The 17,199-nt window shown below is 71.6% G+C and carries 11 protein-coding genes and 3 pseudogenes; 7 read left to right on the top strand and 7 right to left on the bottom strand.

Annotation, left to right across the window (positions count from 1 at the left end; all coding sequences use genetic code 11):
- Positions 1-62 precede the first annotated feature (62 nt).
- Positions 63-1,895 carry a glycoside hydrolase family 15 protein gene (locus X946_RS14735; RefSeq protein WP_038748670.1) on the bottom strand — a complete coding sequence of 611 codons (1,833 nt, stop codon included), beginning with the start codon at positions 1,893-1,895 and terminating at the stop codon, positions 63-65.
- On the opposite strand from X946_RS14735, the pseudogene X946_RS36860 reads away from it, so the two are divergent.
- Positions 1,851-2,076, top strand: a pseudogene (locus tag X946_RS36860) (hypothetical protein). The gene X946_RS14735 and the pseudogene X946_RS36860 sit on opposite strands and share 45 nt — an antisense overlap.
- A gap of 56 nt (positions 2,077-2,132) precedes the next feature.
- A complete protein-coding gene (locus tag X946_RS14730) occupies positions 2,133-3,308 on the top strand; it encodes a lactonase family protein (RefSeq protein WP_038748668.1) in 1,176 nt (391 codons plus the stop codon).
- Positions 3,309-3,502: 194 nt separating this feature from the next.
- On the opposite strand, the gene X946_RS36855 is transcribed toward X946_RS14730, so the two are convergent.
- Positions 3,503-5,686: a DNA translocase FtsK gene (locus tag X946_RS36855; RefSeq protein ID WP_442854590.1), complete on the bottom strand. Its 2,184-nt coding sequence runs from the start codon at positions 5,684-5,686 to the stop codon at positions 3,503-3,505.
- Between the two features lie 76 nt (positions 5,687-5,762).
- On the opposite strand from X946_RS36855, the gene X946_RS36850 reads away from it, so the two are divergent.
- Positions 5,763-7,817 (top strand): hypothetical protein, encoded by a 2,055-nt coding sequence (locus X946_RS36850; protein WP_442854591.1) that lies wholly within the window; start codon positions 5,763-5,765, stop codon positions 7,815-7,817.
- 317 nt (positions 7,818-8,134) lie between these two features.
- Here X946_RS36850 and X946_RS36845 read toward each other — a convergent pair.
- Positions 8,135-9,256: pseudogene (locus X946_RS36845) on the bottom strand (DNA translocase FtsK); the annotation flags it as partial.
- Between the two features lie 175 nt (positions 9,257-9,431).
- A complete protein-coding gene (locus X946_RS14720; protein ID WP_038748664.1) occupies positions 9,432-9,980 on the bottom strand; it encodes an META domain-containing protein in 549 nt (182 codons plus the stop codon).
- Between the two features lie 759 nt (positions 9,981-10,739).
- Here X946_RS14720 and purT point away from each other — a divergent pair.
- From purT to X946_RS14695, 4 genes are all read left to right on the top strand, one after another.
- Complete coding sequence (gene purT / locus X946_RS14710; protein WP_038748661.1) at positions 10,740-11,954, top strand: formate-dependent phosphoribosylglycinamide formyltransferase; 1,215 nt, start codon at positions 10,740-10,742, stop codon at positions 11,952-11,954.
- A 173-nt stretch (positions 11,955-12,127) separates the two neighbouring features.
- A complete protein-coding gene (locus tag X946_RS35685) occupies positions 12,128-12,292 on the top strand; it encodes a DUF6726 family protein (RefSeq protein WP_038748659.1) in 165 nt (54 codons plus the stop codon).
- A gap of 63 nt (positions 12,293-12,355) precedes the next feature.
- Positions 12,356-12,742, top strand: a complete 387-nt coding sequence (locus X946_RS14700; protein ID WP_038748657.1) for an MliC family protein — start codon at positions 12,356-12,358, stop codon at positions 12,740-12,742.
- A gap of 537 nt (positions 12,743-13,279) precedes the next feature.
- Complete coding sequence (locus X946_RS14695; protein ID WP_038748655.1) at positions 13,280-14,728, top strand: DEAD/DEAH box helicase; 1,449 nt, start codon at positions 13,280-13,282, stop codon at positions 14,726-14,728.
- Positions 14,729-15,034: 306 nt separating this feature from the next.
- Here the strand turns inward: X946_RS14695 and gluQRS are convergent, their stop codons facing one another.
- The 3 genes and pseudogenes from gluQRS to X946_RS36225 form a co-directional block, all read right to left on the bottom strand.
- Positions 15,035-15,928: a tRNA glutamyl-Q(34) synthetase GluQRS gene (gene gluQRS, locus X946_RS14690; protein ID WP_038748653.1), complete on the bottom strand. Its 894-nt coding sequence runs from the start codon at positions 15,926-15,928 to the stop codon at positions 15,035-15,037.
- A gap of 31 nt (positions 15,929-15,959) precedes the next feature.
- Positions 15,960-16,841: a sulfurtransferase gene (locus tag X946_RS14685; protein WP_038748651.1), complete on the bottom strand. Its 882-nt coding sequence runs from the start codon at positions 16,839-16,841 to the stop codon at positions 15,960-15,962.
- 104 nt (positions 16,842-16,945) lie between these two features.
- Positions 16,946-17,199 (bottom strand): annotated as a pseudogene (locus X946_RS36225) (hypothetical protein); the annotation flags it as partial.

Here is a 17,199-nt window from a genome sequence, read left to right as displayed (position 1 = left end):
TTCCGAGCGATGCCTCGACATCTGACCTTGTCTTACGTTTGTCGCGAAAAGCGTGATCGGCGCTAGCGTCCGGCGACGGCGTCGGCGGGCGTCGGCTGGCCGGCCGCGCGCAGCATTTCCTCCTCGTGATGCATCAGGTTGAACGCCGTGTGCACGAGCCCGACGTGCGAGAACGCCTGCGGGAAATTCCCTACCTGGCGACGCGTCACGGGATCGTATTCCTCGGCCAGCAGGCCGAGGTCGTTCGTGAGCGACAGCAGGCGGCGGAAGAGCGCGTGCGCGTCGTCGATGCGGCCCAACAGGGCGAGATTGTCGACGAGCCAGAAGCTGCATGCGAGAAACGTGCCTTCGCCGGGCGGCAGGCCGTCGTCGTATTCGGTCGTGTGATAGCGCAGCACGAGGCCGTCGCGCATCAGCCCGCGCTCGATCGCGGCGACCGTGTCCGCGACGCGCGGATCGGACGGCGGCAGGAAGCCGACGAGCGGCAGCATCAGCACGCTCGCGTCGAGCGCGTCGCTGCCGTAGCTCTGCGTGAACGCGCGCATCCGCGAATTCCAGCCGTGCGCGCAGACGTCCGCGTGGATCTCGGCGCGCACTTCGTGCCAGCGCTCGAGCGGCGCGGGCAGGCGGAACATCTCGGCCGACTTGATCGCGCGATCGAACGCGACCCACGCCATCACCTTCGAGAACGTGAAGTGGCGACGGCCGCCGCGCGTTTCCCAGATGCCTTCGTCGGGCTCGCGCCAGATCTTCTCGAGGTGCGCGAGCAGCGTCGTCTGCACCGACCACACCGTGTCGTCCGCCTGCAGGCCGCCCACGCGCGCGACGTGCAGCGCCGCCATCACTTCGCCGAACACGTCGAGCTGCAACTGGTTCGCCGCATTGTTGCCGATGCGCACCGGCCGGGAGTCGTGATAGCCCGGCAGCCAGCCGAGCTCCATCTCCGGCAGGCGCCGCTCGCCGGCGATTCCGTACATGATCTGGATCTGCTCGGGCGAGCCCGCCATCACGCGGCCGAGCCATGTGCGCCACGCGCGCGCCTCGTCGTAGTAGCCGCCGCGCATCAGCGCGAGCAGCGTGATCGTCGCGTCGCGCAGCCAGCAGTAGCGGTAGTCCCAGTTGCGCGAGCCGCCCAGTTGCTCGGGGAGCGACGTCGTCGGCGCGGCGACGATGCCGCCCGTCGGCTCGTACGCGAGCGCCTTCAGCGTGATCAGCGAGCGGCGCACGGCGGCCGCGTAGCGCCCGCGCACCGGGCAGCGCGCGGACCATTCGAGCCAGTAATTCTCGGTGCGCGCGAGCATCGACAGCGGCTCGCGCGCGGGCGGTAGCCGCAGGTGCGACGGCGCGTACGACAGCGAGAACGGCACGCGCTCTTCCGCCTTCACGGTGAATTCGGCGATCGTGTGCAGGTTCTCGCCCGACAGCGGCACCGGCGTGCGCAGCACGACCGTGTCCGGGCCGGCGATCGCCTTCACGCCGGCTTCGCGCGACAGCCGCGTGACCCACGGGACCGAGAAGCCGTAGTCGAAACGCAATACGAGCTGCATTTGCATTCTCATCTCGCCGCGCCGGCCGACGACGATCCGCACGAGCTCCGACCAGCCGCTGCCGGGCGGCATGAAGTCGATCACGGTGACGGCGCCTTCGTCGCTCTCGTAGTCGGTTTCGAGGATCAGCGTGTCGCCGCGGTAGCGGCGCGAGGTCGAGCTCACGCGGACGTCGGCGGCGGGCGCGACGAGCCAGCGGCCGTGCTCCGGCGTGCCGACGAGCGCGGCGAAGCACGCGCCGGAATCGAAACGGGGCCAGCACAGCCAGTCGACCGAGCCGTCCCGGGAAATCAGCGCGGCCGTGTGGCCGTCGCCGACGAGGGCGTAGTCTTCGATGAGGGCGGGCATGGGCGACGATCCTCCAGCAATCCTTGTCGTTTCACGATCTGGGCACGTTCGCGCCGCGCTGTACGGCGGCAAGCGGGCGCCCGTATACTCCGGCGGGCGGCGCGGCGCGGGCGCTCGAGGCGGCCCGCGTTTCGCAACATCACATCACTTGAGACGAATCGATGCAAGGAGGTTCCGATGACCCGACGCGCTCACGCGCCTTCGCCTTTCGCTTTCCCGCTTAGGTTGAGCCACTGGATGAAAGGTTTCGCGCTCGCGCTGCCGCTTTTCGGCGCTCATGCGTTCGCAGAAGAGGCGAGCGCGGGCCCGGCGGGCGGCGTCTTCAACCTGCTCGTCGGCACCTACACGGGCTCGGGCAGCGAAGGCATCTACGTGTATCGCTTCGACACCGGCTCGGGCGGCATGACGCCCGTGTCGTCGGCGAAGGCGGAGAACCCGTCGTATCTCGTCGCGAGCCGCGACGGCCGCCACGTGTACGCGGTCAACGAGCTGCCGGGCGACGCCGGCCCCGCGAGCGTGCGCGGCGGCGTGAGCGCGTTCGACTTCGACGCGAAGACGGGCGCGCTCACGTTCGTCAACCGCGTGTCGGCGCAAGGGAACGACCCGTGCTACCTGAGCCTGTCGCCGGACGGCAAGTATCTCGTCGCGGCGAACTATTCGGTCGCGTCCGATCCGGGCGGCAGCTTCTCGGTGTTCCCGGTCGAGGCGACGGGCGCGCTCGGCGCCGCGGTGCTGAACGTGCATCACGAGGGCACGGGGCCCGTGAAGGGGCGGCAGGACGGCGCGCACGTTCATTCGACCGTGTTCTCGCCGGACGGCCGGTATCTGTTCGTGCAGGATCTCGGCGCGGACAAGATTTTCTCGTACCGCTACACGCCGGACGGCAGCCGCGGGCTCATCGGCCCGACCGACATGCGCTACACGCTCGCGAAGCCGGGTTCGGGCCCGCGTCATCTCGTGTTCAGCGCGAACGGGCGGTTCGCGTACGTGACCAACGAGCTGAACGCGTCGGTCGGCGTGTACCGCTACGACGACGGCCGCCTCGCGCACGTCGAGACGGTGCCGATGACGGCGCCGGGCTTCGCGGGCAAGGTCGGCGGCGGCGCGCTGCATCTGTCGCCGGACGGGCGCTTCCTGTACGCGACCAATCGCGGCGACGCGAACGACATCGTGATCTATGCGGTCAACGCGGCCGACGGCAAGCTCGCGCTCGTCGGCCGTCAATCGAGCCTCGGCAAGACGCCGCGCGAGTTCGCGATCGATCCGAGCGGCAAGTGGCTCGTGGTCGGCAACCAGGACAGCGACAGCGTGTTCGTGTTCCGGCGCGACATCGCGAGCGGCCGGCTCGAGCCGAATCCGGCGCGCATCGAGCTCGGCAAGCCGGTCGACTTCAAGTTCGTGCCGGCGCGGTGACGCCGGGCGGCGCGCGGCGCGCTTGACCGCCCCGGCGGGGATCGGGGCGGGCGACGGGCGCGGCGTTCGCCGTTGGCGTTGATTCGGGCGCGAAAAAGCAAAACCCCTCGCGGCGTGCGAGGGGTTTTGCTTGCCGCATTGCGTCGCGCGGCGCGGCGCGGCGATCGCGCTGCGCCGCATGCGCGCGGGCGCGCCTATTCGGGCAGCGGCGGCGCGAGCACTTCGCGGCTGCCGTTGATGCCCATCGGCGACACGAGGCCCGCCGCCTCCATCTGCTCGACGAGGCGCGCCGCGCGGTTGTAGCCGATGCGCAACTGCCGCTGCACCGACGAGATCGACGCGCGCCGCGTGCGCACGACGAACGCGACCGCCTCGTCGTAGAGCGGATCGGCTTCCGCATCCGGCGCCTCGCCGAACAAGTCTTGCGAGCCGCCTTCGGCGCTCGGCCCGTCGAGAATGCCTTCCTCGTACTGCGGCTCGCCGAACTGCTTCAGGTATTCGACGATCCGGTGCACTTCCTCGTCCGCGACGAACGCGCCGTGCACGCGCTGCGGGTAGCCCGTGCCGGGCGGCAGGAACAGCATGTCGCCCTGGCCGAGCAGCGATTCGGCGCCCATCTGGTCGAGAATCGTGCGCGAATCGATCTTCGACGACACCTGGAACGCGACGCGCGTCGGAATGTTCGCCTTGATGAGGCCCGTGATCACGTCGACCGACGGACGCTGCGTCGCGAGGATCAGGTGGATGCCCGCGGCGCGCGCCTTCTGCGCGAGCCGCGCGATCAGCTCCTCGATCTTCTTGCCGGCGACCATCATCAGATCGGCGAGCTCGTCGATCACGACGACGATGAGGGGCAGCGTCGACAGCGGCTCGGGATCGTCGGGCGTGAGCGAGAACGGGTTGCCGATCTTCTTTTCCTTCGCGGCGGCGTCGCGGATCTTCTGGTTGAAGCTCGCGAGATTGCGCACGCCGACGGCCGACATCAGCCGGTAGCGCTTCTCCATCTCGCCGACGCACCAGTTGAGCGCGTTCGCGGCGAGCTTCATGTCGGTGACGACGGGCGCGAGCAGATGCGGGATGCCCTCGTAGACCGACAGCTCGAGCATCTTCGGATCGATCATGATGAGCCGCACGTCCTCGGGCGCCGCCTTGTACAGCAGCGACAGGATCATCGCGTTGATCGCGACCGACTTGCCCGAGCCCGTCGTGCCGGCGACGAGCATGTGCGGCGCCTTCGCGAGATCGGTGACGACCGGGTTGCCGGTGATGTCCTTGCCCATCGCGAGCGTCAACTGCGACGCCGAGTGCTGATACTGGCGCGACGCGAGAATTTCGGACAGGCGGATCACTTGCCGCTTCGCGTTCGGCAGCTCGAGGCCCATGCAGGTCTTGCCGGGGATCGTTTCGACGACGCGGATCGACGTGAGGCCGAGGCCGCGCGACAGGTCCTTCATCAGGCCGACGATCTGGCTGCCGCGCACGCCGAGCGCGGGCTCGATCTCGAAGCGCGTGATCACCGGGCCGGCCGACGCGCCGACCACCGTCACCGGCACCTTGAACTCCTGCAGGCGCTGCTCGATGATCTGGCCGGTATGCGCGAGATGCTCGTCGGAGATCGCCTCGATCGCGTCGGATGCGGGCTCGAGCAGGTCGAGCGTCGGCAGCTCGACGTTCGACGCGGCGGGCGCGTGGAATTCGAACGCGTTCGGGCCGGGCTGGCGGGCCGGGCTGGCGGGCTCGGCCGGGGCAGTGGGGGCGGCGGCCGGCTGCGCGGCGGCGATGGCGGCCGGCGCGGGGGGGATGAGCAGCGTGCCGGGCGTTGCCGGGGCGCCGGATGCCGGTGGTGCTTCCGGCGTTCCGGGGACGCTCGGTGTTCCTTGTGTTCCCGGTGCTCCCGGTGCTCCCGGTGCTCCCGGTGCTCCCGGTGCTCCCGGTACTCCCGGTACTCCCGGTACTCCCGGTACTCCCGGTACTCCCGGTACTCCCGGTGCGGCGGCGTGCGACGGCAGCGTCGCGCCCAGCGCGGTTGCGGTCGGCACGGCCACAGCCGGCGTGACGACGGGCGGCGTGACGACCGTCGATGCCGCGACTACCGGCGCAGCGACGGGCGGCGCTGCAACTGCCGGTCCGGCGACAGCAGTCATGGCAGCGGATGGCGCGGACGGGCTCGGGAACGCACCGCTGGTTGCGATGAAATCCGGCCCGGCTGCGTTCGTCGCGTGGCCGTGCGGGGCGGATGCGTGCGTTGCGGCGGCGCTCGGCGTCGACGCGACCGGCGCGATGTTCGGCGACGGAATAGACGGCGTGATTGGCGCGGTGGTCGCGCCTGGAGCGGCGGCGCTTGTCCCCGGGATTGTCGGCGCGCTCACGCTAGACATCGCGAACGGCGCTCCTGCGGGCGGCACGATCGGGTTCGACGCGACGGCAGGCGCAGCGGCAACGTTCTGAGCGGCATTGCCTGCCGCGGCGGCCGACGGGGCGACGTTCGTGGCGGCGGCGCTTGCTCGCGGGACGCTCGGCACGCCGGCCGATGACGCAGCCGTGCTCGCCGCAGCCGTGCTCGCGGGCGCAGTCGGCACGGCGGGGGCGGCCGGGACGGCCGCGCCGGGGAGCGTTGCGGTTACGCTGCTCGGCGCAATGGCGTCGGGCGACGCCGCAGCGGAAGTCGGTCCGGCGTGGCCGCTGGCGGCGCCGAAGGCCGCCGTCGGAGCGGCCGCCGTCGACGCATCGAACGGCGGCACGGCGGCGGATGCCGCTCGATCGATCGCGGGGGGGCCGGCGGGCGTCACCGGGGCGCTTGTGCTGGCGCTTGCCGTGGCGGCCGGCGCAGCCGCGTCGGCCCCGGCAACCTCGGCAACCTCGGCAACCGCGCGGGCGGCACCGAGCATTCCGAATGCCGCACCGACGATGCCGACGGCGCCGCCTGCGGCTGCGTCGCCCGCCGGGGCGGGCGCTGCGGGAGACGTCGAGTCGACCGGGGCCGACGCACTCGACGTTGTCGATGCGGCCGGCGATGCAGCCGGTGTCGGCGCAGCCCCGTCCTTCGAGTCGTTCGATAAGGTTGCCTCAGCCTGTTCCGGGACCTGGGCAGCCGAAGTTCCCGCCACGGCCTGCGTCTCGCTGCGCTGGACGCTCGTCGCGGGGCGCGCGGCGTCTGCCGAACGGGGGAGGGCGACGGCCGCGCCGCTTGCCGGCACCCCTGGGAACGCCGGGAGCGAAACGGCGGTGCCGCTCGCGATTGCGGCTTGCGCTGGCTGCGGCTGCGCGTGCGATTCGCTCGGCGTCGTCGCGGACGAAGCGGCCGCTGCGCCGGCATCGGCCACGTTCTCCCACGGTGCGACCGAGTTGCGCATGTCGCCGGCGGCCGGCGATGCGCTCGTCATCGCGTGCGAATCGACCGCCGCAGCCGGTTGCTGTGCGGCTTGCTTGCCGTCGTCGCCGGCGGACGCGATCGGGGTGCGATCCGCGACGCCGTTGTTCGATGTGGCGGCATGCGCGGCGAATGCCGTCTGCGCCGCGAATGGCGACGCATTCATGACGCGCGGCGAGGCGGCTGACCGGGGTTGCTCGTTCGAGGCCGAGGCTGCGGCGCTCGCCGAGTCTCGGTTCGACGACGGCGTGTCGGCGGCGCCGGGGGCCGGCCCTTGCGGCGCGGCGACGGCTTGCAGCATCGCGTCGCCCGAGTCGGTCGCGGAGTCGGCCGCATGCTTTTCATCGATGGCTTCGGATGTTGCGGCTGACGCGAATTTTGTCGCCGCGACCGGCTGCTCGGGTTCGATGCCGACCGGCGCGGGGGCCGCCGCAACGGGGACAACGGCGGTTGCGGGGTTGCTCGGCGAAGCGACGGCGGATGGCGCGTTTTGCTCGACCGAACTGCCGGCGTGCGTGCCGGCTTCGGCAGCCGGCATCGTGCCCTGGACAACGACACCCGCGGTAACGGCCGCAACGGCGGGCGCAGCGGCCATGTCGGCGCGATCGCGATGGGGGCCGTTCGTCGCCGACGACGCCGGTTCTTCGGACACGCCGGCCTCGCTGACATGGGCAACGGACGTACTGTCGTCGATGTCGTGGGCGGGGTCGACGGCGGCCGCGGCGGCGGCGGTTTCGACCGGAGCAATCCCGCTTGCGCAACCGGTAATGTCCGCGGCTGCAGCTTCAGTTACCGGGTCGGCGGCGACCATGCCGCCAACGCCAACGCCAACGCCAACGGAAGCGACGCCGACGGCCCGCGCGGCCGCATATTCAGCCGGTGCGGCGGCTTCGGCGACGGAAGGACTCGCGGCGGCGATCGCCGCCGCCGTCGGAACGTTCGATCCGGCCGTCTCGGCATCCCAGTCCGGCGATGTGGTCGATGCCGTCGGCGCGCGCGCCGTTTCCAGCGCCGCGCCGGCATCCGTTGCGCCGGCGAGCGCCGTCCACCGCGCCGCGCTGGCCTCGATCGAGCGCAGCGTTTCGTGCACGCTCGGCGCGGGCGCGATGCGTTCCGCGGGCTTTTCCGTCCATGCGTAGAGCGGCGCGCGCGCCGGGCCGGGCGCACGCTTGCGCGCCGGCTCGGCGGCCTGCGTCGGCATCGGCGCGCGGGCGGCGGGCTGCGGCGACGTCGCGGCGGCGTTGCGCGTCGGGCCGGCCGTCTGTTGCGACGGCGTGAACGACATCGGCCGATTGCGGACCGCTGACACGGCGGCGTGCGTCGCCGGGCGGCGCGGTGCGAAGCGGTGGTCGGGCGTGGCCGGGCGCGCTTCCGAGCGTTTGCCGATTGCCGCGACGGCCGCGGTCGAGCCGATCGGCTTCGCGATGCCGGCCGAGGCCGGCACGAACGTCGCGTGCGGCGTGGCGGGCAGGGCGGGCGAGGCGAACAACGCGGGTGAAGTGCCGGTGCCGAGCGGCGCGGCCGCGCCGCCCGCCGAGGCGGCGCTCGCCGTTTTTACGGGCACGCCCGCCGGCATCGTCGCTCCGGCAGACTTCACGGCGCCGGTCGCGGGCGTGGCCGAAACGGGAGTCGGCGCTTTCGCCGCACCCGCACCGCTTCCTTGCATCGCGAAACCGGCGGCCTTCGGCACGCCGCTTGCGGGCAACGTCGAATGGGCCGCGTTCGGCGCGATGTAGACGGGCATTGCTGCGCCGGCCGTTTTCGCCGGCTCGCCCGTCGGCAGGGCGCTGCCTGTCGCCTTCGCGAATCCGGGCCCCGACGCGTCGGGGCCCGCCGCCTTCGTGGCGCCGCTCGCTGCCGTTCCCGCCGTTCCAGCGGCTCCAGCCGTTCCAGCCGCCATCGCGGCGGCCGGCGTCGCGCTCCGCGGCGTCGCGCCCGGCCTGAGCCAGCCCGCGGGCGCGGTCGGCTCTGCGGCGGCTTTCGCCGCGCCGCTCGCCCCGGCATGGCGCCGCTCGCCGCGTTGCGCGTCGTTCGGCCGCCACAGCGTCGGCCGCGAATAGCGGCCGTTCTGTCGCGGAGCCATCGAGTTGACCGTGTGCGCGGTCGTCGGCTGCACGTCGGCCGCGCGTCGCACGCGCCGGTCGTCGTCGCGATGCAGCGCGGCGCGCGGCAGATCCGCGACGCCGCGCGATTCGTCGTCGCCGTGATCGCGCGCGAGGCGGATGCCGAACGACGCGTCGAGCCACGCGTTCACCTGCTGCCAGCGCACGCCGACGAGCCACGGCAGCCCGACGACGAACAGCACGACCATCGCGAGCGGCGTGCCGACGTGTCCGAGCACGCGCTCGAAGCCGCCCGCGAGCGCATGGCCGAGCGCGTTCGTCGTCGCGTCGCCCGGCAGCGCGGTCGCGAGCGTGCAGCTCGCGATCAGCACGCACAGGAAGCCGAGCCAGAGCCGGATCGAGCCGGGGCCCGCGAGCCCGCCGCCGCCCGGCAGCATCGCCTTGATGAGCCGCCAGAAAAGAGGGATGAACCAGACGGCCGAGAAGCCGAACCAGCCGAGAACTACCGTTTGCATGCTCAGAAACAGGAGGAGGACGGGGCGCGATGCGCGAACCCGTCGAGTTTAACCGGTCGACGACGGTGTTTTCGGGAACGGCGCGCGTCGCCGCGCCGTTCCCGTGCGGCGCGCCGGGGACGCCCGCCGTCCGGTTCGCCGGCCGGGCCGTGCGCCGTGCGTCGCGCGACGCGGCTTATTTGCTGTCGCGGCGCGCGAACGTGAGCGTCGCGCCGTCGTCGGTGACGATGATCAGCTGCTGCGGCTCGCGCATCTGCACGCCGGCCTTCGAGACGTGGGCGAGCGCGGCGAGGTAGTCGCGCTCGAGCGCGCTGCGCGCGGGCGCGGCGCACGCCATCCGCGTGCCGACGAGCGGGCCGAAGGCGAGCACGCCGTTCTTCACGTCGTAGGCGCCCATGTAGCGGTTGCAGCCCGAGAAGCCGGCCACGCGCCGCACGCCCGTTTGCGTCGACAGCGCGAGCTTGATCGGCTCGCCGTTGTCGCCGTGCGGGATGTCGCGTTGCGAGCCGTCGGCGTTGCGCCAGCCGACGAGCTCCCAGCTCGTGTCGTCGATCAGTTGGATCGTCGCGGGATTGAACGGATCGGGGGCGGGGGCGCTCGAGTCGGGATGAGTCGGCATCGTGCAGGCGGCGAGAAGCGCGGCGACGGTCAGCGCGCCGAGCGGCGCGCGCAGCGAGCGGACGATGCGAAAGCGCATGCGCGCGGCTGCGGATGAATTGAACATGACCTCGTTCCTCTTCGAATTTTCAATGTTGCGGGCGAAGCCGTAAGGGTAACGCACTAGCGTCGCCGGATGCGAGCGGACAGTCGCCGCACGCGTTCGTTCATGTGTTTTGCGGCGATGATGCGGTGCGTTTCTTGCGCGGTTCGCCGGCAATGCGGCGCGGCGTTGAGGATCGGCCTCGGGTTGTTGCGAGGCGCGGCGCGCCGGCGGCGAAAAGGAACGCGGCGCTCGCCACGAGGGAACGCGGCGCTCGCCGCGAGTTGGGTCGATGCGCCGGGGCCGCGCATGGCTCCGCGACGTCGGCGCCGTCGCGCGCGACGACGGGCCGACCCGCCGCCGGCGGACGGCGAGGCGACATGCTCGTGGCGAAGGCCCGCGAAGTCATGGACGCTGCGGCGAACGCCGCGTGTCGTGAAAAGCGCGGATGATGCGGGCGAGGGCGAGGGCGAGGGCGAGGGCGAGGGCGAGGGTGAGGGCAAGGGCAAGGGCAAGGGCAAGGGCAAGGGCAAGGGCAAGGGCAAGGGCAACGCGGCCGCCGCGCGGCCGCCGAGCCTCGTGGCGGCGCGGCGCCGGCCGTTTCACCGTGCGTCTCGAGCCACGGCGCGGCGCGGGCGCGCGCAGCGCCGTGTTGCCGGCGCGCCCGCCCGCGCACCCTGTTTCGGCCCGCCCGCGCATCCGCCAATTCGGCCGGCGGCGCGCGCGCCTCGCGTGATAGCATCGCGAGTCGTTTTCGCCATCCATCATCCAGCGGGAAATCTCATGCAGATCGGTCAGCGGCTCGGCACGCCGCTTTCGCCGTCCGCCACGCGCGTCATGCTGCTCGGCGCGGGCGAGTTGGGCAAGGAAGTCATCATCGCGTTGCAGCGGCTCGGCGTCGAAGTGATCGCCGTCGACCGCTATCCGAACGCGCCCGGCCATCAGGTTGCGCATCGCGCGCACGTGATCGACATGACGGACCCGGCCGCGCTGCGCGCGCTCGTCGACGCGGAGCGTCCGCATCTCGTCGTGCCCGAAATCGAGGCGATCGCGACCGATGCGCTCGCGGCGATCGAAGCGGCCGGCGTGGCCGAAGTGATCCCGACCGCGCGCGCGACGCAGCTCACGATGAATCGCGAGGGCATTCGCCGGCTCGCCGCCGAGGAGCTCGGGCTGCCGACGTCGCCGTACGCGTTCGCGCAATCGTTCGACGAATTCAAGGCGGCCGTCGCGCAGATCGGTTTCCCGTGCGTCGTCAAGCCCGTGATGTCGTCGTCGGGCAAGGGGCAGTCGGTCGTCAAGAGCGACGCCGACGTCGAGCCCGCGTGGCAGTACGCGATGGCGGGCGGCCGCGTGAATCACGGCCGCGTGATCGTCGAGGGCTTCATCCGGTTCGATTACGAGATCACGCAACTCACGGTGCGCGCGATCGACCCGGCGAGCCTCGAGACGCGCACCTATTTCTGCGAGCCGATCGGGCACGTGCAGGTCGCGGGCGATTACGTCGAGTCGTGGCAGCCGCAGCCGATGAGCGCGAAGGCGCTCGAGCGCTCGCGCGACATCGCGCATCGCGTGACGAGCGCGCTCGGCGGGCGCGGCATTTTCGGCGTCGAGCTGTTCGTGCGCGGCGACGACGTCTGGTTCTCGGAAGTGAGCCCGCGTCCGCACGACACGGGGCTCGTCACGCTCGCGTCGCAGCGTCAGTCGGAGTTCGAATTGCATGCGCGCGCGATCCTCGGCCTGCCGGTCGAGCCCGCGCTCGCGACGCCCGCCGCGTCGGCCGTGATCTACGGCGGGCTCGACGAGGCGGGCGTCGCGTTCGAAGGCGTGCGCGACGCGCTCGCGGTGCCGGGCGCGGACCTTCGCCTGTTCGGCAAGCCGGAGAGCTTCGTCAAGCGCCGGATGGGCGTCGCGCTCGCGGCGGGCGCGAACGTCGACGAAGCGCGCGAGCGCGCGAAGCGGGCGGCCGCCGCGGTGCGGCCGGTGTCCGCGCGCTGACGGCGGGCGGCACGTATCGCGCATCGCCCGCGTCGGCTCGCGCCGGTACGGGCGGGGCAGCCGCGATCGGCCGGCGGTTGCGACGCCCCCGGCCCGCCGGCGGCAGTCGAGGTTTCGGGCCGATGCCGCGCGCCGCGATTGGGCGTGCGGCGAAGGCTGTAGAGGAGGTGGCAATGAAGTGGATGTTGATCGTCGTGTTGTGTCTGTCGACGGCGGGCTGCGGGCTTGCCGCCGCGCCGTGCCGGATCGCGTCGGCGGGGCTGAAGATCGTGCCCGTCGTCGGCCACGTCGCGGCGGCGCCGACCGACGCGTGCGCGGGCGTCATCGATCCGGACTGACGGACTGACGGACCGGCGCGCGGCGCTCGTGCGGCGCGCGTCCATCGCTTGAAGAGGAAAGGCATGAACAAGGCAACGCAGGCGGCGATCGGCGTCGCCGCTCTGTGCGCGGCGGCGGGTGCGGCGCACGCGGCGCGGCTGACCGTCGAGGAAATCGACGCCGACGCGCGCGAAACCGTCGTCTATCGGTGCGCGAACGAGCCGAAGCCGGTGCGGGTGTCGTACTGGCGCGCGGACAACGGCCAAAGCTTCGCGCTCGTGCCCGTCAACGGGACGCCGCTGTTGTTCGTCGACACCGTGTCGGCGTCGGGCGCGCGCTATCAGGCGGGCCGCTACGTCTGGTGGACGAAGGGGCGCGACGCGAATCTGTACGACGAAATCGCGGACGAGAAGGCGCCGCCCGTGCTCGGCGGCTGCAGCGAGATTCAGAAGAAGCGCAAGAAGGATTGAACGGCGGGAGGGCGCTGCCGCGTGAGGGCGTGCGCTTCGTGCTTGTCGCTCGGTTCTTCGTCGTCGCTCGGCGTTTGGCGTTCGGTATCGGGTTATTGTGATTGGGGGGCCGGCGTTCGGCGTCTGACGTTGCATCCGGCGCTTGGCGCGACGCCGCATCGATCGGCTTGGCCCGCGCCGCGGCCGTATCGCGGCGCCTGAGTGCCGTGCGGCCGCGCGGTGGTTCGGGCGCCTGCCGCAGGCCGTCGTCCGCATCGCCGCCGCACGGATCTACCCGCGGGATCGCCCGCGCGGGACGGGCCGGCGGAACCCTTTCGCGAGGGATGCTACAATGCTGCCCTTTCTGCCGGCACTCCTGCCGGACGAAGCCCCGCGCGCGGAAGCCCCGCGCGCGGCCCGGACGGCCTCAAGCGCCGGCGGCGCCCTGCGGCGCGCCGCGGCTTCGTCTTCATTCCGAAGTGGTTTGCGCAGCGTGTCTCGCGAGCGAGCATGCCGCGCGCTAGATGTCCCGCCGCGCCTTTTGAGCGAAACGCCACCATGTCCGATTCTGTTGCCAAGCCTGTCGACGCGACGTTCGATCAATTCGGCCTTGCCGCCGAGATCCTGAAAGCGATTGCCGATCAGGGCTATACGACGCCGACGCCCATTCAGGCGAAGGCGATTCCGGTCGTGCTGTCCGGCCGCGACGTGATGGGCGCCGCGCAAACCGGCACCGGCAAGACCGCGAGCTTCTCGTTGCCGATCATCCAGCGCCTGCTGCCGCAGGCGAACACGAGCGCGTCGCCCGCCCGCCATCCGGTGCGCGCCCTCATTCTCACGCCGACTCGCGAGCTCGCCGACCAGGTCGCCGCGAACGTCCACGCATACGCGAAGCACACGCCGCTGCGCAGCGCGGTCGTGTTCGGCGGCGTCGACATGAATCCGCAGATGGCCGAGCTGCGCCGCGGCGTCGAGGTTCTGATCGCGACGCCGGGCCGCCTGCTCGACCACGTTCAGCAGAAGACCGCGAATCTCGGCCAGGTGCAGATCCTCGTGCTCGACGAAGCGGACCGGATGCTCGACATGGGCTTCCTGCCCGACCTGCAGCGAATCCTGAACCTGCTGCCGAAGGAGCGCCAGACGCTGCTGTTCTCGGCGACGTTCTCGCCGGAAATCAAGAAGCTCGCGTCGACCTACCTGCGCAACCCGCAGACGATCGAAGTCGCGCGCAGCAACGCGACGGCGACGAACGTCACGCAGGTCGTCTACGACGTCGCCGAAGGCGACAAGCAGGCGGCCGTCGTCAAGCTGATCCGCGACCGCTCGCTCAAGCAGGTGATCGTGTTTTGCAACAGCAAGATCGGCGCGAGCCGCCTCGCGCGCCAGATCGAGCGCGACGGGATCGTCGCGTCGGCGATTCACGGCGACCGTTCGCAAAGCGAGCGGATGCAGGCGCTCGACGCGTTCAAGCGCGGCGAGATCGAGGCGCTCGTCGCGACCGACGTCGCCGCGCGCGGGCTCGACATCGTCGAGCTGCCGGCCGTGATCAACTTCGATCTGCCGTTCAACGCGGAAGACTACGTGCACCGGATCGGCCGCACGGGGCGCGCGGGCGCGTCGGGCGACGCGCTGTCGCTGTGCAGCCCGAACGAGCGCAAGCAGCTCGCCGACATCGAGAAGCTGATCAAGCGCGCGCTGCCGCTCGAGGCGCTCGAGCTCGACCTGCCGCGCCATCGCCACGACGACCGCGGCGGCCGCCGCGAGCGCGACCGTGACGAGCGCCGAGGAGGCGCATCGGTGGGCCGCCGCTCGGCGGGCGGCGAGCGCTCGCATCATTCGCGCCGCGATGCGCCGATCGACGATTTCTTCCTGAAGCCGTACGTGCCGTCGCCTGCGGCGAGCCAGCCGGAAGAGGCGAAGCCCGTGCACCCGGAGAAGAAGGCGTCGAAGCAGCCGCTCGCCGCGCTGCTCGGCGGGTTCGGGATGCCGCGCAAGACGTCGTCGTGACGCGCGGGGCCGAGCGTCGCGCGTGACGGCGCGTCACGCCGGGCTCGGCGCCAAGGCCGCTGAGAAGCGGGCGGGTGCGTGAGCATCCGCCCGTTTCGTTTTGCATGGCCGATCGAGAGCGGGCGGGCCGAGGGCGAATGGCGGCGGTGTCTCGGTCGGGCCTCGAGAGAACCGCTCCGCGCGGGCTCGGCGGCTGCGTACTGCGTAGTGGGTGAACGAGCACGATAGCGGCGAACCGGCGGTTGCGGGCAGAGCGACGGGCAGAGCGACGAGGCTACGCGTCGCGGCCGAGCGCCACGCGCCTCGTCATCGACGCGCGTTCGGTCCGAACCGCGCGTCCCACGCGGCGATCGCGGCCGGCTGGAACGCGCCGAGCGACGCGCACGCCGCCTCGTCGAGCGCGAGCCCCAGATGCCGCGCGGCCGCGGCGAGCGGGGGCAGCGGCGCGGCGGGATCGAGCGCCGTCGCGCCCGTTTGCTTGCTGAGCTTTTCGCCGTTCGCATCGACGACGACGGGCACGTGCAGATAGTGCGGCGTCGGCAGCTCGAGGCAGCGCTGCAGGTAGATCTGCCGCGCGGTCGAGTCGAGCAGGTCCGCGCCGCGCACGACGTGCGTGATGCCCGCGTCGCCGTCGTCGACGACGACCGCGAGCTGGTACGCCCACTGTCCGTCCGCGCGCTTCAGCACGAAGTCGCCGACTTCCGTCGCGAGATCCTGCGTCTGCGCATGCTGCCAGCGATCGTCGAACGTGACGACGGCGGTTGCGCCGTCCGGCACGCGCAGCCGCCACGCACGCGCGGGCTTGCCGTGCAGGCCGTTGCGGCAGGTGCCGGGATACGCGAGCGTCATGTGCCGTTCGTGCGCGGCGCGCAGCGAATCGGCGATTTCCTTGCGCGAGCAGCCGCACGGATAGACGAGCCCCGCGGCCGTGAGCCGTTCGAGCGCGGTCGCGTAGCGCGCGACGCGGGTGCTTTGCCAGACGGGCGGCTCGTCGGGGACGAAGCCGAAGCTGCGCAGCGTCGCGAGAATGTCCTCGGCCGCTCCGGGCACCGTGCGCGGTGCGTCGATGTCCTCGATCCGCACGAGCCACGCGCCGCCCCACGCGCGCGCGTCGAGCCAGCTCGCGAGTGCGCCGACGAGCGAGCCGAAATGCAGCGGGCCGGTGGGCGACGGCGCGAAGCGCCCGCGATAGTCCGTCATCGAATGCGGCGTGCGAAGAAGGCGCGCGGCGTCAGGCGGCGTGCGCCGGCTCGGCGGTGCGATCCGCGCGCTCGCCCGGATGGCATGCGGGGCACGACTTGCCGGGCACGTAGAGCGGCGACTGCTGCGCGTCGGCCGGCACGACCGCGCGGCATGCGAAGCACGTGACGTCGGCTGTCGGCTCGAGGCGCGGATTGAGCGCCGTGCGGTAATCGAACACGAAGCAGTCGCCGTGATAATGCGCGCCGCCCACTTCCTCGAAATACTTGAGAATCCCGCCTTCGAGCTGATACACGTTCTCGATGCCGACGTCCTTCATGTGGATCGCCGCCTTTTCGCAGCGAATGCCGCCCGTGCAGAACGACACGACGGTCTTGCCTTCGAGGTCCGAGCGGTTCGCCTCGATCACGTCGGGGAACTGGCTGAACTTGTCGATCCGGTAGTCGAGCGCGTTGTCGAACGTGCCGACGTCGACTTCGAATGCATTGCGCGTGTCGAGCATCACGACCGGGCGGCCCGCATCGTCGTGGCCCCGGTCGAGCCAGGTCTTCAGCGTGCGCGAGTCGACGGACGGCGCGCGGCCGAGTTCCGGCTTGATCGCGGCCTTCTTCATCGTGATGATCTCGCGCTTCAGGCGCACGAGCATCCGCCGAAACGGCTGCGAGTCGGACAGGCTCTCCTTGAACTGCAGGTCCGCGAATTTGCCCTCGAAGAGCGGATCGTGGCGCAGGTAGTCGACGAACGCGCCGGTTGCGTCGCGGGTTCCCGCGATGAACAGATTGACGCCTTCGGGCGCGAGCAGGATCGTGCCGCGCAGCTCGAGCGCATTGCAGCGCGCGGCGATGAGCGGCCGCATTTGCTCGATCGAGTCGAGCGAGACGAAGCGGTAGGCGGCGAGGTTGACGGTGGTCATGTCGTTCGAAAGGTAAGGCGGCTGCGGCCCGACGGCGCGGCCGCACATGACGGGTGGCGGCGGAGGGCGCTCGGGCGGAAGCGGGCGAAAGCGGAAAACCCGTATTATCCCGCAAACCGCGTGGCTTTCCGCGGTCGGCCGAACGGACGACGTGCGACGACATCGCGCGGCCGCGCCGAGGCGGGCGAGCCGGCGCGCCGCAGCGGGTTCTCGATGCGGCCGGATCGCCGGCTTGCCGGGGCGCGTCCATCCGTTCGCACAATTGCCGAACCGCCGAACCGCCGAACCGCCGAACCGCCGAACCGCCGAACCGCCGAACCGCCGAACCGCCGAACCGCCGAACCGCCGAACCGCCGAA

Source organism: Burkholderia sp. ABCPW 111 (genome assembly GCF_000773065.1).
Lineage (GTDB): Bacteria > Pseudomonadota > Gammaproteobacteria > Burkholderiales > Burkholderiaceae > Burkholderia > Burkholderia savannae.
This window is presented reverse-complemented; position numbering and strand designations above follow the sequence as displayed.

Coding starts and splice junctions, on each gene's coding strand:
- X946_RS36855 (WP_442854590.1), bottom strand. CDS start 5,686: ATGTCTAGCGTGAGCGCGCCGACAATCCCGGGGACAAGCGCCGCCGCT.
- X946_RS14735 (WP_038748670.1), bottom strand. CDS start 1,895: ATGCCCGCCCTCATCGAAGACTACGCCCTCGTCGGCGACGGCCACACG.
- X946_RS14695 (WP_038748655.1), top strand. CDS start 13,280: ATGTCCGATTCTGTTGCCAAGCCTGTCGACGCGACGTTCGATCAATTC.
- purT (WP_038748661.1), top strand. CDS start 10,740: ATGCAGATCGGTCAGCGGCTCGGCACGCCGCTTTCGCCGTCCGCCACG.
- X946_RS14720 (WP_038748664.1), bottom strand. CDS start 9,980: ATGTTCAATTCATCCGCAGCCGCGCGCATGCGCTTTCGCATCGTCCGC.
- X946_RS14730 (WP_038748668.1), top strand. CDS start 2,133: ATGAAAGGTTTCGCGCTCGCGCTGCCGCTTTTCGGCGCTCATGCGTTC.
- gluQRS (WP_038748653.1), bottom strand. CDS start 15,928: ATGACGGACTATCGCGGGCGCTTCGCGCCGTCGCCCACCGGCCCGCTG.
- X946_RS14700 (WP_038748657.1), top strand. CDS start 12,356: ATGAACAAGGCAACGCAGGCGGCGATCGGCGTCGCCGCTCTGTGCGCG.
- X946_RS35685 (WP_038748659.1), top strand. CDS start 12,128: ATGAAGTGGATGTTGATCGTCGTGTTGTGTCTGTCGACGGCGGGCTGC.
- X946_RS14685 (WP_038748651.1), bottom strand. CDS start 16,841: ATGACCACCGTCAACCTCGCCGCCTACCGCTTCGTCTCGCTCGACTCG.